General features: G+C 50.6%; 32 protein-coding genes. 29 read left to right on the top strand and 3 right to left on the bottom strand.

What is annotated here, in order from left to right:
* The 7 genes from MKQ70_RS21865 to MKQ70_RS21840 are packed head-to-tail and all read left to right on the top strand — an operon-like array spanning window position 1 to window position 5,057.
* Entirely contained in the window at window positions 1–1,578 is a 1,578-nt protein-coding gene (locus tag MKQ70_RS21865; protein ID WP_282456655.1) for a RagB/SusD family nutrient uptake outer membrane protein, read from the top strand.
* On the top strand, window positions 1,557–1,763 hold the full coding sequence (locus tag MKQ70_RS39180; RefSeq protein ID WP_308199121.1) for a RagB/SusD family nutrient uptake outer membrane protein: 207 nt from the start codon (window positions 1,557–1,559) through the stop codon (window positions 1,761–1,763). Before MKQ70_RS21865 ends, MKQ70_RS39180 begins: the two co-directional genes overlap by 22 nt.
* Entirely contained in the window at window positions 1,760–2,260 is a 501-nt protein-coding gene (locus MKQ70_RS21860; RefSeq protein WP_248074368.1) for an endonuclease/exonuclease/phosphatase family protein, read from the top strand. The genes MKQ70_RS39180 and MKQ70_RS21860 overlap by 4 nt, the downstream gene beginning before the upstream one ends.
* Window positions 2,203–2,634, top strand: a complete 432-nt coding sequence (locus MKQ70_RS21855; protein WP_248074367.1) for an endonuclease/exonuclease/phosphatase family protein — start codon at window positions 2,203–2,205, stop codon at window positions 2,632–2,634. Before MKQ70_RS21860 ends, MKQ70_RS21855 begins: the two co-directional genes overlap by 58 nt.
* Before the next feature lie 10 nt (window positions 2,635–2,644).
* The gene (locus MKQ70_RS21850) at window positions 2,645–4,243 is read left to right on the top strand and encodes a hypothetical protein (protein ID WP_248074365.1); all 1,599 of its coding nucleotides are present in this window, start codon (window positions 2,645–2,647) and stop codon (window positions 4,241–4,243) included.
* A gap of 14 nt (window positions 4,244–4,257) precedes the next feature.
* The gene (locus MKQ70_RS21845; protein WP_248074364.1) at window positions 4,258–4,527 is read left to right on the top strand and encodes an endonuclease/exonuclease/phosphatase family protein; all 270 of its coding nucleotides are present in this window, start codon (window positions 4,258–4,260) and stop codon (window positions 4,525–4,527) included.
* Window positions 4,528–4,532: 5 nt separating this feature from the next.
* The gene (locus MKQ70_RS21840) at window positions 4,533–5,057 is read left to right on the top strand and encodes an endonuclease/exonuclease/phosphatase family protein (protein WP_372490134.1); all 525 of its coding nucleotides are present in this window, start codon (window positions 4,533–4,535) and stop codon (window positions 5,055–5,057) included.
* Window positions 5,058–5,148: 91 nt separating this feature from the next.
* Here the strand turns inward: MKQ70_RS21840 and MKQ70_RS21835 are convergent, their stop codons facing one another.
* Window positions 5,149–6,171: a transposase gene (locus MKQ70_RS21835; RefSeq protein WP_248074360.1), complete on the bottom strand. Its 1,023-nt coding sequence runs from the start codon at window positions 6,169–6,171 to the stop codon at window positions 5,149–5,151.
* 647 nt (window positions 6,172–6,818) lie between these two features.
* Here MKQ70_RS21835 and MKQ70_RS21830 point away from each other — a divergent pair.
* The 16 genes from MKQ70_RS21830 to MKQ70_RS39150 all read left to right on the top strand — a co-directional run bounded on the left by MKQ70_RS21830 (window position 6,819) and on the right by MKQ70_RS39150 (window position 16,581).
* Window positions 6,819–7,715 carry an aldo/keto reductase gene (locus tag MKQ70_RS21830; protein WP_248074358.1) on the top strand — a complete coding sequence of 299 codons (897 nt, stop codon included), beginning with the start codon at window positions 6,819–6,821 and terminating at the stop codon, window positions 7,713–7,715.
* 33 nt (window positions 7,716–7,748) lie between these two features.
* Window positions 7,749–9,035, top strand: coding sequence for an MFS transporter (locus tag MKQ70_RS21825; RefSeq protein ID WP_248074356.1), 1,287 nt, complete (start codon window positions 7,749–7,751; stop codon window positions 9,033–9,035).
* A complete protein-coding gene (locus tag MKQ70_RS21820) occupies window positions 9,032–9,952 on the top strand; it encodes an SAM hydrolase/SAM-dependent halogenase family protein (RefSeq protein WP_248074355.1) in 921 nt (306 codons plus the stop codon). The genes MKQ70_RS21825 and MKQ70_RS21820 overlap by 4 nt, the downstream gene beginning before the upstream one ends.
* Window positions 9,936–10,277 (top strand): S1-like domain-containing RNA-binding protein, encoded by a 342-nt coding sequence (locus MKQ70_RS21815; RefSeq protein WP_248074352.1) that lies wholly within the window; start codon window positions 9,936–9,938, stop codon window positions 10,275–10,277. Before MKQ70_RS21820 ends, MKQ70_RS21815 begins: the two co-directional genes overlap by 17 nt.
* Window positions 10,277–10,768, top strand: a complete 492-nt coding sequence (locus tag MKQ70_RS21810; protein ID WP_248081553.1) for a S1 RNA-binding domain-containing protein — start codon at window positions 10,277–10,279, stop codon at window positions 10,766–10,768. Before MKQ70_RS21815 ends, MKQ70_RS21810 begins: the two co-directional genes overlap by 1 nt.
* 63 nt (window positions 10,769–10,831) lie before the next feature.
* The gene (locus MKQ70_RS21805) at window positions 10,832–11,983 is read left to right on the top strand and encodes a methionine aminotransferase (protein ID WP_248074350.1); all 1,152 of its coding nucleotides are present in this window, start codon (window positions 10,832–10,834) and stop codon (window positions 11,981–11,983) included.
* Window positions 11,984–12,204: 221 nt separating this feature from the next.
* Window positions 12,205–12,714 (top strand): nucleotidyltransferase, encoded by a 510-nt coding sequence (locus MKQ70_RS21800; RefSeq protein WP_248074348.1) that lies wholly within the window; start codon window positions 12,205–12,207, stop codon window positions 12,712–12,714.
* A gap of 107 nt (window positions 12,715–12,821) precedes the next feature.
* Window positions 12,822–13,064 carry an NAD(P)-binding domain-containing protein gene (locus MKQ70_RS41390; RefSeq protein WP_308199120.1) on the top strand — a complete coding sequence of 81 codons (243 nt, stop codon included), beginning with the start codon at window positions 12,822–12,824 and terminating at the stop codon, window positions 13,062–13,064.
* Complete coding sequence (locus MKQ70_RS39170) at window positions 13,031–13,684, top strand: NAD(P)-binding domain-containing protein (protein ID WP_308199119.1); 654 nt, start codon at window positions 13,031–13,033, stop codon at window positions 13,682–13,684. Before MKQ70_RS41390 ends, MKQ70_RS39170 begins: the two co-directional genes overlap by 34 nt.
* On the top strand, window positions 13,615–14,274 hold the full coding sequence (locus tag MKQ70_RS39165) for an NADP(+)-dependent, decarboxylating phosphogluconate dehydrogenase (RefSeq protein ID WP_282456653.1): 660 nt from the start codon (window positions 13,615–13,617) through the stop codon (window positions 14,272–14,274). The genes MKQ70_RS39170 and MKQ70_RS39165 overlap by 70 nt, the downstream gene beginning before the upstream one ends.
* Before the next feature lie 20 nt (window positions 14,275–14,294).
* Entirely contained in the window at window positions 14,295–14,555 is a 261-nt protein-coding gene (locus MKQ70_RS39160) for a hypothetical protein (protein WP_282456651.1), read from the top strand.
* Between the two features lie 11 nt (window positions 14,556–14,566).
* Complete coding sequence (gene zwf, locus MKQ70_RS21790; protein WP_282456649.1) at window positions 14,567–15,571, top strand: glucose-6-phosphate dehydrogenase; 1,005 nt, start codon at window positions 14,567–14,569, stop codon at window positions 15,569–15,571.
* A complete protein-coding gene (locus MKQ70_RS21785; RefSeq protein WP_248074347.1) occupies window positions 15,528–15,803 on the top strand; it encodes a hypothetical protein in 276 nt (91 codons plus the stop codon). The genes zwf and MKQ70_RS21785 overlap by 44 nt, the downstream gene beginning before the upstream one ends.
* 54 nt (window positions 15,804–15,857) lie before the next feature.
* On the top strand, window positions 15,858–16,034 hold the full coding sequence (locus tag MKQ70_RS21780) for a hypothetical protein (RefSeq protein WP_248074345.1): 177 nt from the start codon (window positions 15,858–15,860) through the stop codon (window positions 16,032–16,034).
* Window positions 16,031–16,345 (top strand): 6-phosphogluconolactonase, encoded by a 315-nt coding sequence (locus MKQ70_RS39155; protein WP_282456648.1) that lies wholly within the window; start codon window positions 16,031–16,033, stop codon window positions 16,343–16,345. The genes MKQ70_RS21780 and MKQ70_RS39155 overlap by 4 nt, the downstream gene beginning before the upstream one ends.
* On the top strand, window positions 16,273–16,581 hold the full coding sequence (locus MKQ70_RS39150) for a 6-phosphogluconolactonase (protein ID WP_282457523.1): 309 nt from the start codon (window positions 16,273–16,275) through the stop codon (window positions 16,579–16,581). Before MKQ70_RS39155 ends, MKQ70_RS39150 begins: the two co-directional genes overlap by 73 nt.
* A gap of 40 nt (window positions 16,582–16,621) precedes the next feature.
* Here MKQ70_RS39150 and MKQ70_RS39145 read toward each other — a convergent pair whose 3' ends face one another.
* Both MKQ70_RS39145 and MKQ70_RS39140 read right to left on the bottom strand, forming a co-directional pair.
* On the bottom strand, window positions 16,622–16,834 hold the full coding sequence (locus MKQ70_RS39145; protein ID WP_308199117.1) for a dihydrofolate reductase family protein: 213 nt from the start codon (window positions 16,832–16,834) through the stop codon (window positions 16,622–16,624).
* A 41-nt stretch (window positions 16,835–16,875) separates the two neighbouring features.
* Entirely contained in the window at window positions 16,876–17,229 is a 354-nt protein-coding gene (locus MKQ70_RS39140) for a dihydrofolate reductase family protein (protein ID WP_282456647.1), read from the bottom strand.
* A 218-nt stretch (window positions 17,230–17,447) separates the two neighbouring features.
* On the opposite strand from MKQ70_RS39140, the gene MKQ70_RS21765 reads away from it, so the two are divergent.
* The 6 genes from MKQ70_RS21765 (at window position 17,448) to MKQ70_RS21740 (ending at window position 21,531) form a co-directional block, all read left to right on the top strand.
* Window positions 17,448–17,612, top strand: a complete 165-nt coding sequence (locus tag MKQ70_RS21765; RefSeq protein ID WP_248074343.1) for a hypothetical protein — start codon at window positions 17,448–17,450, stop codon at window positions 17,610–17,612.
* A complete protein-coding gene (locus MKQ70_RS21760; RefSeq protein ID WP_248074341.1) occupies window positions 17,609–18,286 on the top strand; it encodes an energy transducer TonB in 678 nt (225 codons plus the stop codon). The genes MKQ70_RS21765 and MKQ70_RS21760 overlap by 4 nt, the downstream gene beginning before the upstream one ends.
* Before the next feature lie 132 nt (window positions 18,287–18,418).
* Entirely contained in the window at window positions 18,419–19,312 is an 894-nt protein-coding gene (locus MKQ70_RS21755; protein WP_308199513.1) for a DUF5009 domain-containing protein, read from the top strand.
* A 49-nt stretch (window positions 19,313–19,361) separates the two neighbouring features.
* Window positions 19,362–19,541, top strand: coding sequence for a hypothetical protein (locus tag MKQ70_RS21750; protein WP_248074338.1), 180 nt, complete (start codon window positions 19,362–19,364; stop codon window positions 19,539–19,541).
* Between the two features lie 161 nt (window positions 19,542–19,702).
* Window positions 19,703–20,311 (top strand): hypothetical protein, encoded by a 609-nt coding sequence (locus tag MKQ70_RS21745; protein ID WP_248074337.1) that lies wholly within the window; start codon window positions 19,703–19,705, stop codon window positions 20,309–20,311.
* On the top strand, window positions 20,272–21,531 hold the full coding sequence (locus MKQ70_RS21740; RefSeq protein WP_248074336.1) for a hypothetical protein: 1,260 nt from the start codon (window positions 20,272–20,274) through the stop codon (window positions 21,529–21,531). Before MKQ70_RS21745 ends, MKQ70_RS21740 begins: the two co-directional genes overlap by 40 nt.
* Window position 21,532: the final 1 nt, after the last annotated feature.

The raw sequence follows: 21,532 nt of genomic DNA, 5'->3' as shown, positions 1-21,532 counted from the left end.
ATGATGAGTATGAAAAATATGAAAGTGATAGGGATGCTCGCAGTAGCGGCCATCTTCTCATCCTGCGGAAAAGATTTCCTGGAGCGCTACCCGACGGCCTCCGTGTCGCCACCGACATTCTTTACCACCGAAGCCGATTTTAAAGCGTATACCAACCAGTTTTATACCTTTTTCCCCGGCGCGGATTACCTGTACAGCGAAAGTGCCGATAACGTGGCGAAATCCTCTGTTGATCGTGAAATCGCCGGCTCGCGGTTAATCCCGCTGACGGACGGCCGGTGGAGCTTTTCCAACCTGCGTGCTATCAACTTTTTGCTGAACAGCGAAAATGCAAAGAACTACCGCGATGCGGCCGTACGTGATAAGTATCTCGGCCTCGCCCGTTTCTTCCGTGCTTATTTCTACTTCCAGAAAGTACAGTACTACAGCGATGTACCGTTTTATAACGTGGTGATCGAAACCAATGATGCGGCTAATCTTTACAAGGCGCGTGATCCGCGTACGTTGGTTATGGATTCTGTACTGGCCGACATCAACTTCGCCATCGAAAAACTGGATGCCGCGAAGAGTGTGGAGCGTGTGACCAAATGGACCGCGCTGGCGCTTAAATCACGCATCTGTTTATATGAAGGCACCTGGAGAAAGTACCATACAGATATGGAACTGCCCGATGCTGACAAATGGCTGAACGAATGTGTGTCTGCTTCCGAGCAGCTGATGCAGAGCGGTGTGTATAAAGTATATACAAAGGTGGATGGTCCAACCAAAAAACCTTACCAGGACTTATTTGCTACGCTCAAGTTGGATGGTGTGTCTGATGAGGTGATCCTCGGCCGCCGTTATTCCAACGAGTTGGGGTTGAAGCACAACCTGCAGTTCTATTTAACGGCCCGTTCACAGGGTAAACCAGGTTTGGAAAAACGTTTGATAAACAGTTACCTGATGGCAGATGGCAGCCGTTTCACGGATATTCCGGGTTATGACACGCTGCAGTTCTTCGCAGAAGTACAGAACCGCGATCCACGCCTGGCGCAAACGATCCGCACCCCGGGTTACACGCGTATTGGCGGTACCGAGCAACTGGCGCCAGACTTCTTCGCGTCTATGACCGGTTACCAGCCTACAAAATGGATGAATGTTACGGCGTACGACGGTAACAGCCAGTCTGTAAATGATATGGTGATATTCCGTTTCGGTGAAACCCTGCTGAACTATGCAGAGGCCAAGGCCGAACTGGGTACGATCACACAGACCGATATCGACCTGTCTATCAAATTACTGCGCGACCGCGTAGGCATGCCTAACCTGAACATGGCAGCAGCCAACGCAAATCCCGATCCTTACCAGGCCAACCTGTATACACAGGTAAACGGCGCTAATAAAGGCCTCATCCTCGAAATCAGGAGAGAGCGCCGTATCGAGCTGGTGATGGAAAGCAATTTCCGCTGGGACGATATCATGCGCTGGAAAGAGGGCCAGTTACTGACCGCACCTTTCATGGGGATGTACTTCCCCGTCCCGGCTTTTACGACCTGGACCGTAATGGTAAAAACGACGTGGAAATCTATTCCGGTGTAAAACCGCCGGATACCGGTCCTTACCAGATCCCGGTAGACAACCTGTCGAACGGCACCCGTGGTAATGTACTCACCAACCCGGGCGCAGTAAAAACCTTTGATCCGCTGCGCGACTACCTGTGGCCACTGCCTACGCAGGACCTGACGTTGAATCCGCAACTCAAACAAAACCCTTACTGGAAATGATGAAATTCGCATTATTTGCACTGGCCGGCTTTTTCCTGCTCGCCTGCAATAAAGATCCTTATATGCCGACAGGGCCTGCTACCTACCTGGAGCTGGGCAATGGCGACGCCACCTACGGCGGTAACAATGATGCAGCAGCAAAATTGACATCGCTCAAATACATGACGTACAATATCCACGCGGCCAATCCTCCCGGCGCACCCGGTACCGTGGATATCAACGCCATCGCGAACGTGATCGCAACGGCCAATCCCGATATCGTGTTCCTGCAGGAAGTGGACAAGGGTACTAACCGTAACGGTTACACCGGCGATATGGCGGCCGAACTGGCGGGTAAGCTGAAGATGAACTTTTCTTTTTACTCTTCTATCTCTTACATGCGCGGGTTGTATGGTGTGGCTATCCTCAGCAAATACCCGCTGAAAGCCAATAAAAATACATGCTGCCGAAAGCGAACGAAACGGACGAGCAGCGCGTACTTGGTGTGGCGATGGTAGATTTACCGGGTGTAGATTCCTTAACGCTGGCGGTAACCCATCTGCAACACACGGGTGCCGGCGGTCGCCTGGCGCAGGTAAACGAGGTCATTAACCAGCTCACGAAAGTGAATGGCCGTATCCTCATCGGCGGTGACTTCAACGAAAACCTGTCTGCTACCGATTTTTTCAAGGTGTTTGATGCCGTGTTTACGCGCACCTGTCGCGATGGTACCTGTACTAATACATCCAGCGCGCAGAACCCGACCGTGGTTATCGATCACCTGGCTTACCGCCCCGCTTCGGCATTCAGTGTAATGTCGCATACCGTTATCCCGGAGCGCGTCGCATCGGACCACTTCCCCGTAATGGCGGAATTAAAGTTTAACAGATAAACGAACGATCATGAAAAGATACATACTGTTCATCGCCTGTTGCCTGTCCTTACTGGCTTGCAACAAAGACGACGAAAACCTGGCGGGGCCTGTCATTACACTGGGCGCCGGCTTTGACGAGGTAGAAAACCTGAACGTAGGAGAGGAAGTGACCGTACCCGTAAGCATCAAGGCGCCTGCGGGCGTGCGCCGCCTGGCTTACTATTTCATCACCCAAAGCGCTAACGGTACTGCCACCGGCACACCGGTGTACATCGATAAAACCGACTACCCGCAGTCACTGGAACAAAACATTACGTTCAAGGTGCCGCAGAACATGGTGGAGATGGTGATCATCACTTTTGATAAAAACTTTAAGAACAGCGAAAAGCACATCGTTCCTAAAAATGTTCGCCTCACACCGGTGCTCGCATTTAAAGACAATGTGAAGTTCCGCGCCTCTGTATTCGAGAACAAACAACTGAAAGTAGAAGCCAGCTTTACCTCTCAACACGATGTGACCGCGCTTACCTACCAGTCGATCGTAGATGGCAAGGCATCCGCCGAATCGCCCATTACCATTACCAATCCGAAGGATATGGCTTTCACCGCCACGGTAACCGTAGTGAAAAACATGAGCGCTATCGTATTAAAAGCAAAGAACAGCTATAACGGTACCGCGGTGGATACATTTAAAATTGGCACGGTGGTAGACGATGCGGTGAATATCGCGCTGGATGCGAATCAAACAAAAATACCGGTAGTATACGCGGGTGTCAGCAATACTTTGTCCGGCACCGTATTCTCGGGTTCTGCGATGTCTACCCTCACGTATGCACTCAAAACCAATAATGTGTATGGTGCGGAAACGCCTATCACCATTGGTAATCCGAAAGATGAATTCACATTCAGTGTAAACTACCAGGGTGCAAACGGCATACAGGCCGTTCGTATCAGCGGGCATAACGAAGGCGGTAAAACTACGCAGACGGAGTTTGTGGTAGATCGCGTGTTTAATAAGCTGGTGCACTTAACGGATATCAAATTGACAACGGATATTGGACCCGGTAAAACTAACTGGTTCTCGATGTATAAAGCGCCGCATATGTTTGATCAGGCCTCAGCGGTGAGTAACCAGCTGTGGCTGGATTTCCTGCTGTATAAACACACTGCCAGCGATATCCGCATTACTTCGGCCGCCGCGTTCAATGCCGGCGCCGCGTACCTGAGCGCCATGGGACCTTACATGAACGGTTTCAGTACAGCCACGTACACCTTGGTGACCACTGCCCGTCCGAGCCTGACACCTGCTACGTTCAATGCCATTCAGTGGGATGGAGAACTGACGGATTATATCAACAATAAGGTAAAAGCACCGGTGGCATCCGGTGGTGAAAACTACAACGTATCCACTACCAACCGCCGCTTCGTGAATGCACTGGCCGTTGGGCAGGGTTTTGTGATCGGCTGGGGCTCCCGGACGCCTACCAATAACGAGGTGTTTGGTATCGTAACCGTGAAGGAATACTCCGTAGTCAATGGTACAGTGAACGTAATCCTGGAGGTGAAAGCGCCTGCGGACGACAGCCGTACAAAATACAACAGCGTATCTACACTAACTTATCCATAACAATCTATGTTCCAATGACAAGAACGATTCTTTTTCATTCCGTCATGTTGATGATCATGGCAGGCTGCAACAGTGCCCGGAACACGACTTCCGGGCCGGCCGCCGCCCGCGAGGTAACGGTGGTTACCTACAACGTACATCACTTTAACCCGCCATCTGAAGCAAAAGACGTGATCAATATCGATACCGTAGCTGCGGCTATCCGTCGTAGCGGGGCCAGTCTCGTGGCTTTGCAGGAACTCGATAGCGTAACGCTGCGCGCGCTCATAAAGAGTTTCAATTAAAAACACTGGCCGATAAACTGGGCATGCACTATTACTACGGCCGCGCCATTCCCTACGAAGGTGGCGCCTATGGCGTAGGCATCTTATCAAAATACCCCCTGAAAGAAACCCGTACGTTCGTACTCCCGAAAGTGGCGGGCTTTACGGGCGAAGACAGGGTGGTGGCCATGGCCCGTGTGCAGCTGCCCGGCGGTAAAAGCGCCTGGTTTGCCAGTACCCATCTAGATGTGACGAAAGAGGAAAACCGCAAACTGCAATCCGACGCCATCCTTAAACTCGGAAGCGACCTGGATGCCCCGCTGCTCATCGGCGGCGACTTCAACGCCACGGACGACAAGGCCGGTATGCAGTCTCTCTTTACTTTTTCACGGATGCCAGCGCGCAAAAAGGCCCGACCATCCCGAACATCAACCCGAAACGACGGATCGACTATATCCTTTTCCCTAAAACCAGCGGCTTTAAGCTGGTGTCGGAGCAGGTACTCACTGAATATGCCTACGGTTCCGATCACCTTGGCTATAAAGCTGTGATAGCTTACTAACATAAAAAGCCGCTCCGAATAGGGCGGCTTTTTAATTATTGCACCAGCTGAACCCCTTTCCCCAGCCGCCGTTGTGTTTTCTATGGTTTTTGCAAATTTTGGTAGATATAATTTTTATCGAACCTCGTCTGTTTTTGTACAACGGCTGTTATAGTTAGGACGATTTTGTTTCTTAAAGCGTTTATAACGAGCATCTTGTGTTTTCCTTCGGCTATTTTTCTCCGAAAATAATCCCCAAAGCTGTTTTTCATTTTGGTGGCTGTCAGGGCACACATGTGCAGGAGGCTTTTAAGCACTCTATTAGCTAAATGACTGACCCTGGCAGGCTTTCGCACGCTGCTGCCGCTTCGTCGTTCAAATGGAACAACGCCACAATAACTACCTAGCTGTTTGCCCGATTTCACTTGCTTAAATCCATCGGTGTAGCAGATGAGGTGATAAGCGGTGATAGGCCCTACAGAAGGAACGCTGGTGATCAAGCTGACCTGACGGCGCATTTGGGCGTCCTCCTTAACCAGTTGGGCGATGTCCTCATTGATTCGTTTAAGATCGAGTTCAAGGCCCTGTATGCCCGCTGTGTATGGTGTGGTTTTAGGAACGCCACTCCAGTCATAGAAGGCTTTCTCTTCCAATGGCTGTTTGAGGGCCTTTAATACACTCAGTAATCTCCGACGCTGTGCCAGTAGTTGCTTAAGTGTGGTGATTACTGATATGGGTTTTTTCCATAGCTGCAACTCATCACTATGATGCTTAGCATAACGAGCGATGTCTAATGCATCTTTGGGATCGCTTTTCTTACGGATATCGCGGATGCTCCTTTTGATATTAGCGGCATTTTCCAGACTCACGGCTATTTGCTGGCTGTCCGGGTAATGAACAACGGCCTCATTATAATGCCCTGTATTCTCAATACAGATCAATAACTTTTTGATAGTGCCGCCCATCAGACTACGAAGCCACTTTTTCATGTCAGCAAACCCTTTGTTACTTTGTTCAAAACAGTTGCTGTAGGGGTACTTTACATCACCTGACAGCAACACACAGATATCTATTTTGCTCTTGGATACATCTATTCCGGCAAAATGAACGAATTTTACACTCATTGGTTTTGTTTCTTTTGGGACCCGCGAAGATCCATGAATAAAGCCAGTGAGATCAACCAGTTTGAACTTTCCCTAGACCTTTAATAAGCTCTACGTTTATTTTCTATTTGGGTTTTGTTCAAACCAGGCTACGGCAGGATTAAAACACAACCTGGGTTTTACCCTTGTCACTCTAAAAGTGCCTGCCGTAGTCCGGTTGACCTTACAGTTATCCACAATCTGCGTGTTAATTCACAAAAAGAAAAAAGAACCAAAAAAGAAAAAGTTATAGTAGTAATAGTAATAATATCTTCTCTTTTGTTTCTTTTCACAAACCTAAAGGTCACTCCCTTCAACTTTCTCTCTCTATTGATCCCATATGGAGGGTTATACCATCCTTTAAACATCCTTCGTTGATGCTTCGTTTATACTTCGTTAATCCTTCGTTTAACATAGGTTCATGAACCTAGGTTGAACCTACCTTGAACCTAGGATGAACCTAGGATGAACCTAGGATGGTATAAAGATGCCCGAAGGATGTCGCGTCCTGAAATAGGTTTACACCCAGGTTTCAATAATCCGAATTAAGGTTTACACCTCCCTCCACTAACCATTGATAATTAGCCAAATAAGTGTTAAGTTTGATATGTAAATTCCCAATCACCAATATGAACTATAACATACTTGGCAAATCGGACCTCCGCATCAGCGAAATCGCGTTTGGATGTATGTCGCTTAACGGCGACGATGCCGCCAATGCCACGCTCGTGAGCCGGGCCATAGAACTGGGTATTAACTTTTTCGATACCGCGGACCTCTATGATCACGGCCGGAATGAAGCATCTCTCGGCAAGGCCCTCCGGGGCAAACGCCAGGACGTGATCATCGCCACCAAAGTGGGCAACCAGTGGCGCCCCGATGGTAGTGGCTGGGACTGGAACCCGCGTAAGGAGTATATCGTGACTGCGGTGGAAGACAGTCTCCGCCGGCTGCAAACCGACTACATCGACCTGTACCAGCTGCACGGTGGTACGGTAGACGATCCCATAGAAGAGTCTATTGATGCTTTTGAACTGTTGAAGCAGCAGGGGAAAATCCGCCACTACGGTATTTCCTCGATCCGGCCGAATGTGATCCGCGAGTACCTGCGCAAGTCGAACATTGTGAGCGTGATGATGCAGTATAGCTTGCTGGACAGGCGGCCGGAGGAATTCTGCCTGCCCCTGTTACTGGAGCAGAACGTTGGTGTACTGGCCCGCGGTGGGGTCGCTAAAGGCCTCCTGGCCGGCAAACCACCAGCCGAGTACCTCAACTACAACCTCCTGGATGTGGCAACCGCCGCCAAGCAGGTCGCTGCCCTGTCCGGTGCGGAGCGTGTACCCGCACAAACCGCCCTGCGCTTCGTCCTGCAAAACCCGGCGATATCTGCCGCGGTTGTTGGTATCCGCACCCGTGAACAACTGGAAGAGGCGGCAGGCACGCCCGGCACGCCCCCGCTGAAAGACAGCGAAATGGACATCCTCCGCCAGGCCATCCGGATTAATTTGTACGATCAGCACCGTTAGGATGCTTACTTTTGGGCGCAATTTTTATCCTGCATGACCTTACAATCTACACGCGCCCGTTTAAAAGCGATTGTGTCCGGCTCCGTCGGTAACCTCGTTGAGTGGTACGACTGGTACGCCTACACCGCTTTCTCCCTATACTTTGCCCCGTCCTTTTTCCCTAAAGGCAACCAGACCGCCCAGCAGCTGAATGCAGCCGCCATCTTTGCGGTAGGTTTCCTCATGCGCCCGATCGGCGGCTGGATATTTGGCCGCATCGCCGACCGCACCGGCCGCAAAGCCGCCATGACCTTATCCGTCATGTTAATGTCGTTCGGCTCGCTGATCATCGCCTGTACCCCCACATATCAGCAGATTGGTCTGGCCGCCCCGGTACTGTTGCTGCTGGCGCGCTTACTACAGGGACTGAGCGTTGGTGGTGAATATGGAACGTCCGCCACCTACCTGAGCGAAGTGGCGGAATCGCACCGGCGCGGGTTTTACTCCAGCTTTCAATATGTAACGCTCATTGGCGGGCAATTAACGGCCCTTGGGGTGCAAATGCTGTTGCAGAAAATATTCCTGACGCCGGAGCAGCTGGAGCTGTGGGGCTGGCGCATCCCGTTCTTCATTGGTGCGCTGCTGGCCTTCGTTGCGCTTTACATGCGCCGGAATATGGAGGAATCTGTCAGCATAGATAAGAAGAAAGAACGCGGTACCTTACGATTGATGTTGAAAAAACATCCCCGCGCGGTGTTAACGGTGGTGGGGCTCACTTTGGGCGGTACCATCGCGTTTTATACCTATACCACGTACATGCAGAAGTTTCTCGTGAACACGGTGCACCTTACAAAAGACAGGGCCACGCAGTTGACATTCTTCCTCATGCTGATATATGCCGGTATGCAACCGCTGTTCGGCTGGTTGTCGGACAAGATAGGGCGCAAGCCGCTGCTGATAGGCTTTGGCGTATTTGGCAGCCTGTTAACAGTGCCGATCTTAACGGCGTTGAGCCATGCTAACACCGAAGCCGCAGCTTTCTTCTTAATTCTTGGCGCACTGGTAATTGTGAGCGGGTATACCGCCATCAATGCCGTGGTAAAAGCAGAAATGTTTCCCGCCGAAGTGCGTGCACTTGGGGTGGGGCTGCCATACGCATTGACCGTTGCCATTTTCGGCGGTACAGCCGAGATGCTGGCCCTTTACTTTAAAGACATTGGCCGCGAATCGTTGTACTATTGGTACGTAACGGTTTGTATCTTTATATCGTTGCTGGTGTATACTGTGGTGAAAGATTCCAAACGTACATCCTGGATAGATAAAGAAAACAATACCCCATGAGGCTTGTTCCTGTTTTGTGTTTTGTCCTCTTCCTGTTTGCCTGCAAACCGCAAACCCATCCTGCATTGGTCTTCCAGACCGATTTCGGGTTGAAGGACGGGGCCGTATCGGCAATGAAAGGTGTGGCTTACAGCATTTCGCCCAACCTGGCCATATTTGATCTGACGCATGAAATTCCCGCGTACAATATATGGGAAGCTGCCTACCGCCTGGAACAAACAGCGCGTTACTGGCCCGCCGGTACGGTGTTCGTTTCTGTGGTGGATCCCGGGGTAGGGTCGGAGCGGAAGTCGGTAGTGTTAAAAACAAAAAGCGGGCATTACTTTGTGACGCCCGATAATGGTACGCTTACCCTTGTAGCTAATTCCCTCGGCATTGCCGAAGTGCGTGAAATTGATGAAGCTGTGAACCGCCGGAAAGGATCTGGAAAGTCATACACCTTTCATGGGCGCGATGTGTACGCCTTTACCGGCGCGCGACTTGCAGCCGGCGTAATCTCCTTTGAATCGGTTGGCCCGGTGTTGCCGGCGGAGGTGGTGCGGATTCCCTTTAATGGACCGCAATTCAAGGCGGGGGCATTGTCTGGCGGTATTCCCATTCTCGATGTACAGTATGGTAATGTGTGGACGAACATCGACGACAGTACTTTTAACCAGCTTGGCGTAAAGGCCGGCGATCTGCTGGACGTGGCGATGCTACGGGGCGATTCGCTTGTTTATCACGATACCATTCCCTTTGCCAATACCTTTTCCGCGGTACCGTCCGGAGCGGCGCTGGCCTACCTGAACAGCCTCCTGCAATTGTCGTTTGCCATCAATATGGGCGATTTCTCGGCAAAATATAAAGTGTACAGCGGTCCCGATTGGAAGGTGGATGTAAAGAAAATCCTACCTTTGCGCGATGATCAAGGTAGGTGACTATAATTTTCTCAGAGTAAAGAAAGAAACAGATTTCGGTGTTTATATGGACGCCATGGGAGAGGAAATACTGCTTCCCAAGCGCTTTGTGCCCCGTGGTACGAAGGTAGGCGACGAGCTGGAAGTATTTCTTTACCACGATTCTGAAAACCGCCTGATCGCTACCACGCAGAAGGCTTTGGGTAAAGTAGGCGACATCCTGTTGCTGAAGGCCGTGAGCGTTACCGGTCAGGGTGCTTTCCTAGACTGGGGGCTGATGAAGGACATCTTCGTGGCACAGTCGCAGCAATTGTCGAAAATGATTGCAGGGCAGGAGTACCGGTGATGATCTATATCGATGAGATGACCGGCCGTGTAGCCGCTACCGAGAAAATTGACCAGTACCTTAGCAACGAGGAACTTACCGTGAAGGAACTCGACCCCGTTGACCTCATCATTTACCGCCGCGACGACCTGGGCTACCAGGTAATCATCAATAATAAACATACCGGTGTGCTGCACTCGAACGAGGTGTTTAAGCAGGTAGACATCGGCGATAAACTGCAGGGTTTTATTAAAACCATCAAGGACGAAAACAAAATAGACGTAGTGCTCGGCAAACGCGGCTATGAAAGAGTAGAGGACGAAGCCGGTAAAATCCTGCGCCTGTTGCGGGAAAACGATGGTTATCTCCCTTACCACGATAAATCCGATCCCGAAGAAATCTATTCCTTTTTCGGCATGAGCAAAAAGACCTTCAAAATGACGACGGGTAACCTATACAAGCAGCAGAAGATCGTTTTCACCCAAACAGGGATCAAACTGCTGGAGGAATAGCCGCTTTTTTAGATAAAAATCAATGGATGGTATTGTACATTAGATGCTCAAATAGCATTTAAGTTGACTACTTACCATATCAATAGCAAACTGCCCAGCACCGGCACGACTATCTTTTCTGTGATGTCTGCCCTGGCCGCAGAACACAAAGCGATCAACCTTTCGCAGGGCTTCCCGGATTTTGACTGCAGCCTTGAATTAAAAGACATGGTGAATGCCGCCATGCAGCGCGGTAATAACCAGTATGCACCTATGCCCGGTCTGCCGCAACTCCGCGAGGCTATCGCCGGCAAAGTACAGCGCCTGTACAGTACCAGTATCAACCCGGATACAGAGGTCACCGTTACCCCCGGCGGTACTTATGCCATCTTCACCGCCATTGCGACCTGTATTGGTCCGGGCGACGAAGTGATCGTATTTGAACCGGCTTACGACAGTTACATTCCTAACATATTGGTCAATGGTGGCGTGCCGGTACGCATTCCTTTACAGTTTCCCGATTACCACATTGACTGGGAGCTGGTGCGCGCTAAAGTGACCGCACGTACGAAAATGATCATTATTAACTCGCCGCATAACCCTACAGGCAGCGTATTAAAAGCATCCGACCTGCAACAACTGGAGCAGCTCGCCGAGGCGCACAACCTGCTGGTAATATCCGACGAAGTATACGAGCACCTCGTGTACGATGGTGCGCAGCACGAAAGCGTGTTACGCTATCCCAACCTGCTGCAGCGCAGCTTTGTGACGTTCTCGTTCGGCAAAGTATTTCACGTTACCGGCTGGAAAATGGGCTATTGCATTGCTCCCGCCCACCTGATGAGCGAATACCGGAAAGTGCACCAGTACCTGTGTTTTTCGGTGAATACACCGATGCAACATGGCTTGGCCGATTACCTGCAGTTCCCCGAACACTACCTCACGCTCCCCGATTTCTTTCAAAAGAAAAGAGACTATTTCTTAGACCTGATGAAAGAAACCCGTTTCACGCCTTTGCCCTGTACGGGCAGTTACTTCCAGCTGATGCAATACCACGGCATTTCGGATGAGAGCGATAAAGACTTCGCGATCCGTGTCACAAAAGAGTTTGGCGTGGCTACAATTCCCGTATCGGCATTTTACCAGGATGGGAAGGATGACAAGGTGATACGTTTCTGCTTTGCGAAACGGCGGGCTACGCTGGAGCAGGCGGCGGAGCGGTTGAGGAGGATATAATCAACGTTTTTGGTAAATTTGGAACATGGAAAGTGCAAACCACCCCGATATGGAGCGCAAGCCAGATTTTGATAAAGCATCTATGGACTTGCTTCGCGCCGCATTAAAGCGGTCGCATAAGGAGCGTTTTCTCGTGATGACGCGATTGATGCAGACCGGAATGATGTTCCGGAGAGCAAAATTACCCATAAACCCTGGCCTAAAGACAAGAACATAAACTAATGGATGCTTTTAGTCAGGAAATGATGCACTTCTGGAAGTGTATGAACGAACAGGGCGTTCGTTACATCATGGTAGGTGGAGTGGCCACTAACTTACATGGTTTTCAACGTGTAACTGATGATATTGATATTTGGCTGGAAGACACACCTGAAAATCGTGTACGTCTGCGTAAAGCATTTAAGGAAGATGGGCTGGGGGATTTTGCAACGTTGGAAACGTTGCAGTTCGTACCCGGTTGGACTGACTTTACGCTCAATAACGGCATGCGGCTCGATATTATGACCTCTCTTAAGGGGCTTGAGAATGAGACTTTTGAGGATTGTTATAAATATGCTTCGGTGGCAGATATAGATGGCGTGTCGGTTCCGTTCCTGCATATCAATCACCTGCTCCAGGCTAAAAAAGCAGCAAATCGTCCCAAAGATCGTTATGATATTGATGAACTCGAGAAAATCAAAAACATACTTGAAGAGGACAGCGCGTTTTATGGCGAGCCTCCCGCCGAGTAATAGCTCCCGGGTAAATTGTACAACCCAGCCCTCCATTTGTACAACCTTCCCTGACTTTTGTCACGTAACTTTAACACTCGTATTTAGGCCAACCGCTTTTGCTATAAATGCCTAAATTTACACCTTCATTTTACCACATCTTAGCATATATGACAAATAGCTCATTTGACTTTGGAATGATCGGGCTCGGTGTAATGGGAAGAAACTTCCTGTTAAACATGGCCGATCATGGGTTTTCTGTGATTGGATTCGATAAGGACCAGCAAAAGACAGGCGCCCTTGAACAGTCAGCTACCCCGGTACCACCGTTAAGGGCGTGGCCGACCTTGCCGCCATGGTGCAACTGTTAAAATCACCCCGCAAAATCATGATGCTCGTGCCTGCAGGTAAGCCGGTAGACGATGTAATCGAATCGCTGCTGCCCCTGCTCGAGAAGGGCGATGTGGTGATCGATGGCGGTAACTCTTATTGGAAAGATACCCTGCGCCGCGTGGAATACTGTAAGGAAAAAGGCCTCCACTTTATGGGGATGGGCGTTTCCGGTGGCGAAAAAGGCGCCCGCACTGGTCCGAGCATTATGCCCGGCGGTGACGAAGAAGCCTACCGCCACGTACAACCTATGCTCGAAGCCGTTGCCGCAAAGGTAGGCGACAGCCCCTGTGTTGGTTACCTCGGTAAAGGCGCAGCGGGTCACTTCGTGAAAATGGTGCACAACGGCATTGAATATGCCATCATGCAGCTGATCAGCGAAAGCTATAATATGCTCCGCCAGGGCGCCGGCTTAACCAACCAGCAGCTGCACGAAGTATTCGCCAAATGGAACGAAGGACAAAACCAATCCTTTCTCCCGAAATCACCCGCGATATCTTCCTGCAAAAAGATGATAAAGGTTCCGGCGAATTGCTGGACAAAATATCCGACCAGGCCGGCTCAAAAGGTACCGGTAAATGGACATCCCAGGATGCCCTGAACCTGCCACTGCCTGTAACGGTAATCGATGCCGCAGTAGCGCTGCGTAATATATCTTCCTTAAAAGAAGAAAGAACACAGGCGGCTGCGTTGTATCAGACTTCCACCGGCAAAGTATCCGTTGACCAGGAAGCATTCATCAAACAGGTGCACGATGCGCTGATGTTCTCTACCATTATCTGTTATGCACAGGGCCTGGCCATGTTGCAGGTAGCTTCCAAAGAGCTGCAGATGGATATTTCCCTGCCGGAAGCGGTAAGGGTATGGAGAGCGGGTTGTATCATCCGTTCAGGTTTGCTGCCGCTGTTCTATACCGCGTACCAGCAGAACCCTTCGCTACCTAATTTGTTATTAGATGGAGAAGTGGCCAGGCTGTTGCAACAAACCGAAGGTAACCTGCGCTCTGTAGTAACTGAAGCGGCTAAAACCGGGCTGCCGGCAGCTGCGTTCATGTCTGCCCTGTCGTACTTCGATGCTTACCGTAGCGAGCGACTGCCTACCAATATGGTACAGGCGCAGCGCGACTACTTTGGCGCACATACCTATCAGCGTATAGATATGCCCGGCACTTTTCACACAGAATGGCAATAACCATAGACTTATAATCTGATATGCAACATCATAAACGTCCCCCTGCCTCGGTACTGTTCATTTTCGGTGGTAGCGGCGACCTGAACTTAAGAAAGCTGACGCCTGCACTGTTCAACTTATTCCTGGACGAATGGATGCCTGAGCAATTCGCCATCGCCGGTATTGGCCGCAGCCCTTACAACGATGAAGATTTTCGTAAGCACCTGCTGGAAGGTATCCAGAAGTTCTCCCGCGTAAGGGAGAGGAGAATGGTCACTACCGGGAGTTCTTTGATCACGTAAGCTACCTGCAGATGGATGCAGGCGACGAAACATCGTATCATAAGATTACGGAACTGGTAGAGGAGAAGGAAAAAGAGTTTGGTGTACATCCGAACGTGATTTTCTACCTGGCCGTTGCGCCGCAGCTGGTACCCGATATCGCGGTAAAGCTGGGTAAACTCAATCTTTGCAAAGACACACATGCTACCCGCATCGTAGTAGAGAAGCCTTTCGGTCACGACCTGAAAAGCGCGCTTGAACTGAACACGTTGCTGGGCAGCATTTATAAAGAAGAACAGATTTTCCGCATCGACCACTACCTGGGTAAAGAAACCGTACAGAACATCCTGGCGCTGCGTTTCGCCAATGCGCTGTTCGAGCCGCTCTGGAACCGCCAGTACATCGAGCATGTACAGATCACGGCAGCAGAAAGCGTGGGCCTGGAAGGCCGTGGAGGTTACTACGAAGGCTCAGGTGCTTTGCGCGACATGGTGCAGAACCACATCCTGCAGTTGTTATGTATGGTGGCCATGGAAGTGCCGGTGAACTTCGATGCGAACGAAGTGCGTAATAAAAAAGTAGACGTGCTGCACGCCATTCGTCCTATTAAAAAGGAAGAAGTGCATGAAAGCGCGGTACGCGGCCAGTACGGCGCGGGTTGGATCAAAGGGAAAGAAGTGCCCGGCTACCGCGAGGAGAAAGGCGTTAATCCCGAATCCGGCACCGAAACTTATGCTGCCGTTAAATTTTATATTGATAACTGGCGCTGGCAGGGCGTGCCGTTCTATGTAAGAACCGGTAAATACCTGAACCAGAAAGCGACCCATATCACCATCCAGTTCCGTCCCGCACCGGCATATGCTTTCCCTGCGGAAGCCGCCGAAACCTGGAGGAGCAACCGGCTGACCATCAGCATTCAGCCCGAAATGGATATCCGTATCCGCTTCCAGGGCGAAACGCCCTGGCCAGACGATGACCCTGGACCCGGTGAACATGATCTTCAATTACGACGATGCCGCCGGCGAACATGCGCCTGAAGCGTACGAAACACTGCTGCTCGACGTAATGGAAGGCGACGCCACGCTGTTCATGCGCGCCGACCAGGTGGAAGCCGCCTGGAAGGTGATCATGCCCATCCTCGATGCATGGGAAGCCCGCGTACCCACCGATTTCCCTAACTATTCGCCGAATAGCTGGGGACCGGAAGATGCGGAAGCCCTCATTGCCCGCGACGGCCACGCATGGATCAACCTGCCGCCGAACAAATAAACCTTATTATTCTACCGGCAGGCATTACGCCTGCCGGTTTTCATTTTATTCATTATGGAACTGCACATCGCCAAAGACGCGACCCAACTGAGCGAAAACCTCGCCGCCTGGACCTGCAACTACATCCTGCAAACCTTGCAGGACAAGGAAATATTCACTTTCGTACTTTCCGGGGCAGCACGCCCAAACTGCTGTACACCCTGCTGGCGAAAGAGCCCTATGTGCAAATGATTCCCTGGAACAGGGTTCATTTCTTCTGGGGAGATGAAAGAGCGGTGCCCTTCACCGACGACCGCAATAACGCCAAAATGGCCTGCGACACCCTGCTCTATAAAGTGGGCGTACCCGAAGATAACATCCACGTCATGCGCACCGATATTGAACCGGAAGCAGCTGCAAAGGAGTACGAACTCGTGTTGCAGCAATTCTTTAAACGCAATGAAAAAGCTTTGACCTGGTGCTGCTCGGCATGGGCGACGACGGTCATACCTTATCGCTGTTCCCTGGCACAGAAGTGGTGCACGAGAAAAAAGCATGGGTAAAAGCCTTCTTCCCGGATGCCCGGGATATGTACCGCATTACCTTAACCGCGCCCGTGGTGAACAACGCGGCTGCTGTAGTGTTCCTGGCCACCGGTAACGGTAAAGCCTTAACGCTGCAGGGGGTGATTGAAGGTGAATTTAAACCGGATACCTATCCTTCGCAGGTGATTAAACCTACAGAGGGTGAACTGCATTGGTTTATTGACGAAGCGGCGGCTTCGGCGCTGCAGGTGTAAACTTACTCCCGGTTGTACCATGTGCAACCGGGCTTTTTATCTATTCTCCAACCGTCCCGAATGGCACCTCACCATCCCGCACATACTTCGCAATAATTACCCCCGTTCCTGAAACAATAGTATCTTTTACTTTCCAGCGCTGCGGCGGAATACCGGGTTGGAATAAACGTTTGCCATCGCCGAGTGTGATGGGGTTTGTCCACGTATGCAGCTCGTCGATGAGGTCGTGCGCGAGCAGCGTTTGAATGAGCACACTGCTGCCGTGGACCAGTAATGCCGGCCCTTCCTGTGCTTTTATCTGGCGGATTTTTTTGCTACATCTTCATTAATCAAAATTGAATTATTCCACGATGTATCTAATGGCGTAGTAGCTACTACATACTTGTTGATGCGGTTGAACAATTCGCCGATCGGATTATCTGCATGATGTGGCCAGTAGCCCGAAAAAATCTCGTAGGTGCGGCGGCCGAGCAACAGGTCGAACGGTTCGGACATGAGCTGTTGCATGGCCTTGTTGGTAACATCGTCCGAAAAGCTGAACATCCATCCGCCATATTTGAAATGATTGGAAGTATCTTCTTCGGGGCCGCCCGGCGCCTGCATGATGCCGTCCATCGTAATAAAGGTGGTTACAATTATCTTTCTCATAACGATCATGTTTTAATGATAACAAATCTACCTAAGCTGCATTAAAAAAGAGGGGTAGGATCATGACATAATGAAGGGGAGATGCGACAGGGCTGTTTGCTGTAATCCGCTACAGACGCGGAAGATGCATCCATTAATTTTTTCCATAAAAATAAATATCGATGAAAACCCTATGGAAAAATATTTAAGCGCACATCTTCCTGTCAAACACTTTTATCATGAACGCAACTAAAATCACCTCCCAGAACTTCCTCGATATCCTTTTCGACGGACGCAATAAAAGTTACGGTGCGTATGAGCATCGCGTGAGTTATGAAAAAGAGTGCGTAACTCCGTTATTGGTACGGCATCTATTGCTGCACTTTTTATCGGTGGATATTTGATCAGTAGTAATTTGCGTGCGGCTGGTGTAGTGGAAAAACCCAGGATAGCAAAAGAAGTAGTATTAGAGCATGTAGAGATACCGGAAGAAAAACCAATGGTAACACCGCCTCCGCCTGCACGTGTAGAGCCACCGGCGCAGACAGCCACCCAGAAGTTTACCGCCTTCCAGGTGACAGATAAACCGGTGGATCCGTCTGAAGAACCGCCTAGGATGGAAGATCTTGATCCTAAAAAATCAATCGGTGTGATGAATCGTGACGGTGCGGAAGGCGCAAATGCCGATCCTGGTATAGAGGGTTTGGGTAAAGGCGATGGTGTTGTAACGCCACCGCCCATGCCGGAAAAAGATAGAATAGAAACCTTCGTGGAAATCATGCCGCAGTTCCCCGGTGGTGAAGAAGCGTTGAATAAATTCTTACGCAACAACATGCGTTATCCGCACCTCGCCAGCGAACAGGGAATTGAAGGCACTGTTTTTATCACCTTCGTGGTGGGTACGGATGGTGACATTTCCGATATCAAAACCGTGGGCGCCCGTAAAGGCGGCGGCCTGGAAGAAGAGGCTATCCGTGTGGTAAACAAGATGCCGAAATGGAAACCTGGTAAACAGAATTCCCGTCCGGTGCGCGTGCAGTTTAACCTTCCGATCCGGTTCCAGATGGAGCAGCAATAGTTTTTACATTCATTAGGATAGATAAACACAGCGCCGCGCATTACCCTTGTAATCGCGGCGCTTTTTATTTATATTGGGGTAAGTATCAACCAAGCCACGTCAAAACATGTGTGAACTTACTGCCCCCGGCGCATCCTGTCGATCGATGCGATGCGAGGGATTACCATCCTCGTGATGATTTTCGTCAACGAACTGTCCGGCATTCGCAACATCCCGCAATGGGCCAAACACATGCCTGCCGATGCGGATGCCATGACTTTTGTAGATGTTGTATTTCCCGCGTTTCTCTTTATTGTGGGCATGTCTATCCCCTTTGCCATTAAAAATCGTATGGGCAAAGGAGATAGTATGGGCAAGATATTATTGCACATCGGGTTTCGTACGCTGGGTTTACTGGTGCTCGGCCTCTTCATGGTAAATGCCGAAAGTGATTTCAATGCGGAAGCTACGGGTATGCGCCGCGTGTACTGGTCGCTGAGCTTTTACGCCTGTGTGATCCTCGTCTGGAACGTTTATAAATTTAAATATGCCTGGATATTAAGAATATTGGGAGCGTTGGGATTAGCGGTGCTGGCGTACATCTACCGGGGTGGCGAAGACGCGCACGGCATGCAAATTCACTGGTGGGGTATTTTAGGGCTGATAGGTTGGGCCTACCTGGTGACCTGCCTGGTGTACATCGCCACCAACGGCAACAAGATCGGGATCGCCAGTGCTTTGGTGCTGTCGCTCCTGTTTTTCATCTTCGGCGGAAAGTGGGGTGGCTGGATGAGTGATCAGAGCGGGCATGCGGTACATTCGGGCATTGCCTTGTGCGGGTTACTGCTATCCCAGTTTTATTTTGATGGAAAGACGAAGCAGCCCTATGTTTGGGTCGCGCTGTTCACCGCCGCCCTGCTGGTAGCCGCGTGGGTGCTCCGCCCGTACTATACCATCTCCAAAATATGGGCAACCCCAGCTGGGCCTTCTACAGCGCTGCCAGCTGCTGCATCCTGTTCACCGCCGTATACTGGCTCACCGATGTAAAGGTTACAACCGCTGGACCGGTTTCCTCCGTCCCGCCGCGGCCAATCCATTGCTGACGTATATTTTGCCAGCCATTGTATATGGTATCACCGGATTGCTGGGCCTGAGCCTGTGGCCCCACGAGTGGCGTACGGGACTACCGGGCGCAGGCTACTGCGTTTTATTCGCGCTGGCCATGATGGGGCTGGTGAAGCTGCTGAACCGGATCGGGATCCGCCTGCAATTGTAGGCAGATTGTCATGTAATGGGGCCGGGGATGATTGTCTGTTTAAAAACGGGTTTATTGGTCGGAAATTTGTAATGTTGTCTATAGGCTTTAGTGAGGTTATTTTGAAGATTAGACCAGACAGACATATTTTTCCCTACATCGGCTGTTACATTATTCTGCTCTTGTTACCATTATTCGCACAGGCGCAGGCCGATTCCGTGCGCACGCCCAAACAGGGCTGGTTTCGCTCGGTGAATCGGTATATGGACTCCCTTCGCAGCCGCAGCTATCGCGATTCGATGATTAAACGCATGAATCGCGACAGGACAGAGCCATTGTCCAACGACAGCATTCTTGTTAAAAGCGAGCGACAATTCACGCCCTACACGGGTAAAGCCGTGCGCAATATCTATTATAAACAGGTAGATGTATTTGGTCCGAAAAACATTACGGATACCACGTTCACTACCAACATGAAACTGCTCAAGTTCGCCAACCGCCTGCATATACATTCGCAGGAGTGGATGATACGGCAGTCGCTTTTCTTCCGGGAGAAAGATACCATTAATGCTTATGAGTTCGCCGATAACGAGCGTTACCTCCGTAGCCGCCCGTTCTTCAGTGATGCCCGTATTTACGTGCTTCCGCTCGAGGGCATAGAGGATTCGGTAGATGTACTGGTGGTGACCCGCGACGTATTCGAATACAGCTTTGACCTGTCGGCCCTTACCCCCAGGATTTCGAGGCCCGCGTGTACAACAACAACCTCCTGGGGGCCGGGCAGGGCCTGATGCTCGGCACGCAGTGGCATAATACCTGGACGCCGCAGTGGGGCTCGGAAGCGCGGTATACCAAATACAACATTCTTGGAACTTTTATCGACGCCTCTATCGGTTATTCTACTTTAAATAATAACCAGCCGCTGGATACGAATGTGTATGAAGGTTCGTATTATATCAACGTAAACCGCCCGCTATACCGAACATCCGCCCGCGTGGCAGGCGGTTTGCAGCTGGCACGTAAATGGTCCATGAACATCCGCGGTTACCCGGACAGTGTGTTCCGCGACTATAGTTATAAGCTGATGGACGTATGGGCCGGCTACAACATCGTTAACCGCCGGGGCAAACACGGTACGCACCTCGATTGCCCGAACCTGGCGCTTACCTTCCGTTACCAGAACCTCTTTTTCGATAAACGTCCCGACCAGGAAGTTTTTAAGGAAGACCCGGTGTACAACCACCGGCATTACTACCTTGCCTCGCTGGTATTGTTTAAACAGGAGTTCCTGAAATCGCACCACTTCTTCGGGTTCGGTCGTACGGAGGATATTCCCTATGGCTTTAACGCCAATATATCAGGCGGATGGGAAAACTGGACCGGCAGGCGGCGGTATTATTCGGGCGCCGGCATTCAGAAGTTTTGGGTCACCAAACTGGAAGGGCTGCTGAGTGTGCAGGCCGAAGCCGGCAGCTTCTGGGAAGGCGGTACTTCGCGCGATGCGGTATTGCACGGGCGTGTTGAGTATATCAGTAAAATGATCAATCCTAACGGCCGGCATCGCTTCCGCCAGTTTTTATATGGCGATTACTTAGGTGTGCCCAATCCCGATTTGTACAAACCGCTGAATGTGAACATGGAGTACGGGGTATGGGGCTTCCGCGATACCCGGGTAAATGGTTACGACCGGCTGAACTTCCGGTCAGAAACGGTGTATTACAGTCCCTGGAAATTCTTTGGCTTTAAATTCAACTATTTCGCCGCGCTGCAGCTTTCGCAGCTAACGGAAAAGAGCAATGATATCTTTGATAACCCGCTATACGCCGGTGTAGCCGCAGGTTGCCGCATCCGGAATGAGAACTTGTCTTTAAATACCTTGAAGATATCTGCTAACTATTATCCCAAACGGCCGCCGGGCATGGGACCTATTTTCTTTGAGATCACTACAATCACGGATTTCCGGTTTGATATCTTCGGTATCCGCGCTCCTTCATTTTTACCTTTCAGATAAA

Origin of the sequence: Chitinophaga sedimenti, from assembly GCF_023156195.1 — a bacterium.
In the GTDB taxonomy this organism is placed as follows: domain Bacteria; phylum Bacteroidota; class Bacteroidia; order Chitinophagales; family Chitinophagaceae; genus Chitinophaga; species Chitinophaga sedimenti.
Note: the sequence above shows the minus strand (reverse complement) of the source record. Positions and strands in the feature narration are given on the sequence as shown.

What these genes read in the sequence shown, in the direction of transcription:
- MKQ70_RS21865 (WP_282456655.1), top strand. Translation starts at nt 1, where the DNA reads ATGATGAGTATGAAAAATATGAAAGTGATAGGGATGCTCGCAGTAGCG.
- MKQ70_RS21860 (WP_248074368.1), top strand. Translation starts at nt 1,760, where the DNA reads ATGATGAAATTCGCATTATTTGCACTGGCCGGCTTTTTCCTGCTCGCC.
- MKQ70_RS21855 (WP_248074367.1), top strand. Translation starts at nt 2,203, where the DNA reads ATGCTGCCGAAAGCGAACGAAACGGACGAGCAGCGCGTACTTGGTGTG.
- MKQ70_RS21850 (WP_248074365.1), top strand. Translation starts at nt 2,645, where the DNA reads ATGAAAAGATACATACTGTTCATCGCCTGTTGCCTGTCCTTACTGGCT.
- MKQ70_RS21845 (WP_248074364.1), top strand. Translation starts at nt 4,258, where the DNA reads ATGACAAGAACGATTCTTTTTCATTCCGTCATGTTGATGATCATGGCA.
- MKQ70_RS21835 (WP_248074360.1), bottom strand. Translation starts at nt 6,171, where the DNA reads ATGAGTGTAAAATTCGTTCATTTTGCCGGAATAGATGTATCCAAGAGC.
- MKQ70_RS21830 (WP_248074358.1), top strand. Translation starts at nt 6,819, where the DNA reads ATGAACTATAACATACTTGGCAAATCGGACCTCCGCATCAGCGAAATC.
- MKQ70_RS21825 (WP_248074356.1), top strand. Translation starts at nt 7,749, where the DNA reads ATGACCTTACAATCTACACGCGCCCGTTTAAAAGCGATTGTGTCCGGC.
- MKQ70_RS21820 (WP_248074355.1), top strand. Translation starts at nt 9,032, where the DNA reads ATGAGGCTTGTTCCTGTTTTGTGTTTTGTCCTCTTCCTGTTTGCCTGC.
- MKQ70_RS21815 (WP_248074352.1), top strand. Translation starts at nt 9,936, where the DNA reads ATGATCAAGGTAGGTGACTATAATTTTCTCAGAGTAAAGAAAGAAACA.
- MKQ70_RS21810 (WP_248081553.1), top strand. Translation starts at nt 10,277, where the DNA reads ATGATCTATATCGATGAGATGACCGGCCGTGTAGCCGCTACCGAGAAA.
- MKQ70_RS21800 (WP_248074348.1), top strand. Translation starts at nt 12,205, where the DNA reads ATGGATGCTTTTAGTCAGGAAATGATGCACTTCTGGAAGTGTATGAAC.
- MKQ70_RS41390 (WP_308199120.1), top strand. Translation starts at nt 12,822, where the DNA reads ATGCCTAAATTTACACCTTCATTTTACCACATCTTAGCATATATGACA.
- MKQ70_RS39160 (WP_282456651.1), top strand. Translation starts at nt 14,295, where the DNA reads ATGCAACATCATAAACGTCCCCCTGCCTCGGTACTGTTCATTTTCGGT.
- zwf (WP_282456649.1), top strand. Translation starts at nt 14,567, where the DNA reads ATGGATGCAGGCGACGAAACATCGTATCATAAGATTACGGAACTGGTA.
- MKQ70_RS21785 (WP_248074347.1), top strand. Translation starts at nt 15,528, where the DNA reads ATGATCTTCAATTACGACGATGCCGCCGGCGAACATGCGCCTGAAGCG.
- MKQ70_RS21780 (WP_248074345.1), top strand. Translation starts at nt 15,858, where the DNA reads ATGGAACTGCACATCGCCAAAGACGCGACCCAACTGAGCGAAAACCTC.
- MKQ70_RS39155 (WP_282456648.1), top strand. Translation starts at nt 16,031, where the DNA reads ATGATTCCCTGGAACAGGGTTCATTTCTTCTGGGGAGATGAAAGAGCG.
- MKQ70_RS39150 (WP_282457523.1), top strand. Translation starts at nt 16,273, where the DNA reads ATGGGCGACGACGGTCATACCTTATCGCTGTTCCCTGGCACAGAAGTG.
- MKQ70_RS39140 (WP_282456647.1), bottom strand. Translation starts at nt 17,229, where the DNA reads ATGAGAAAGATAATTGTAACCACCTTTATTACGATGGACGGCATCATG.
- MKQ70_RS21765 (WP_248074343.1), top strand. Translation starts at nt 17,448, where the DNA reads ATGAACGCAACTAAAATCACCTCCCAGAACTTCCTCGATATCCTTTTC.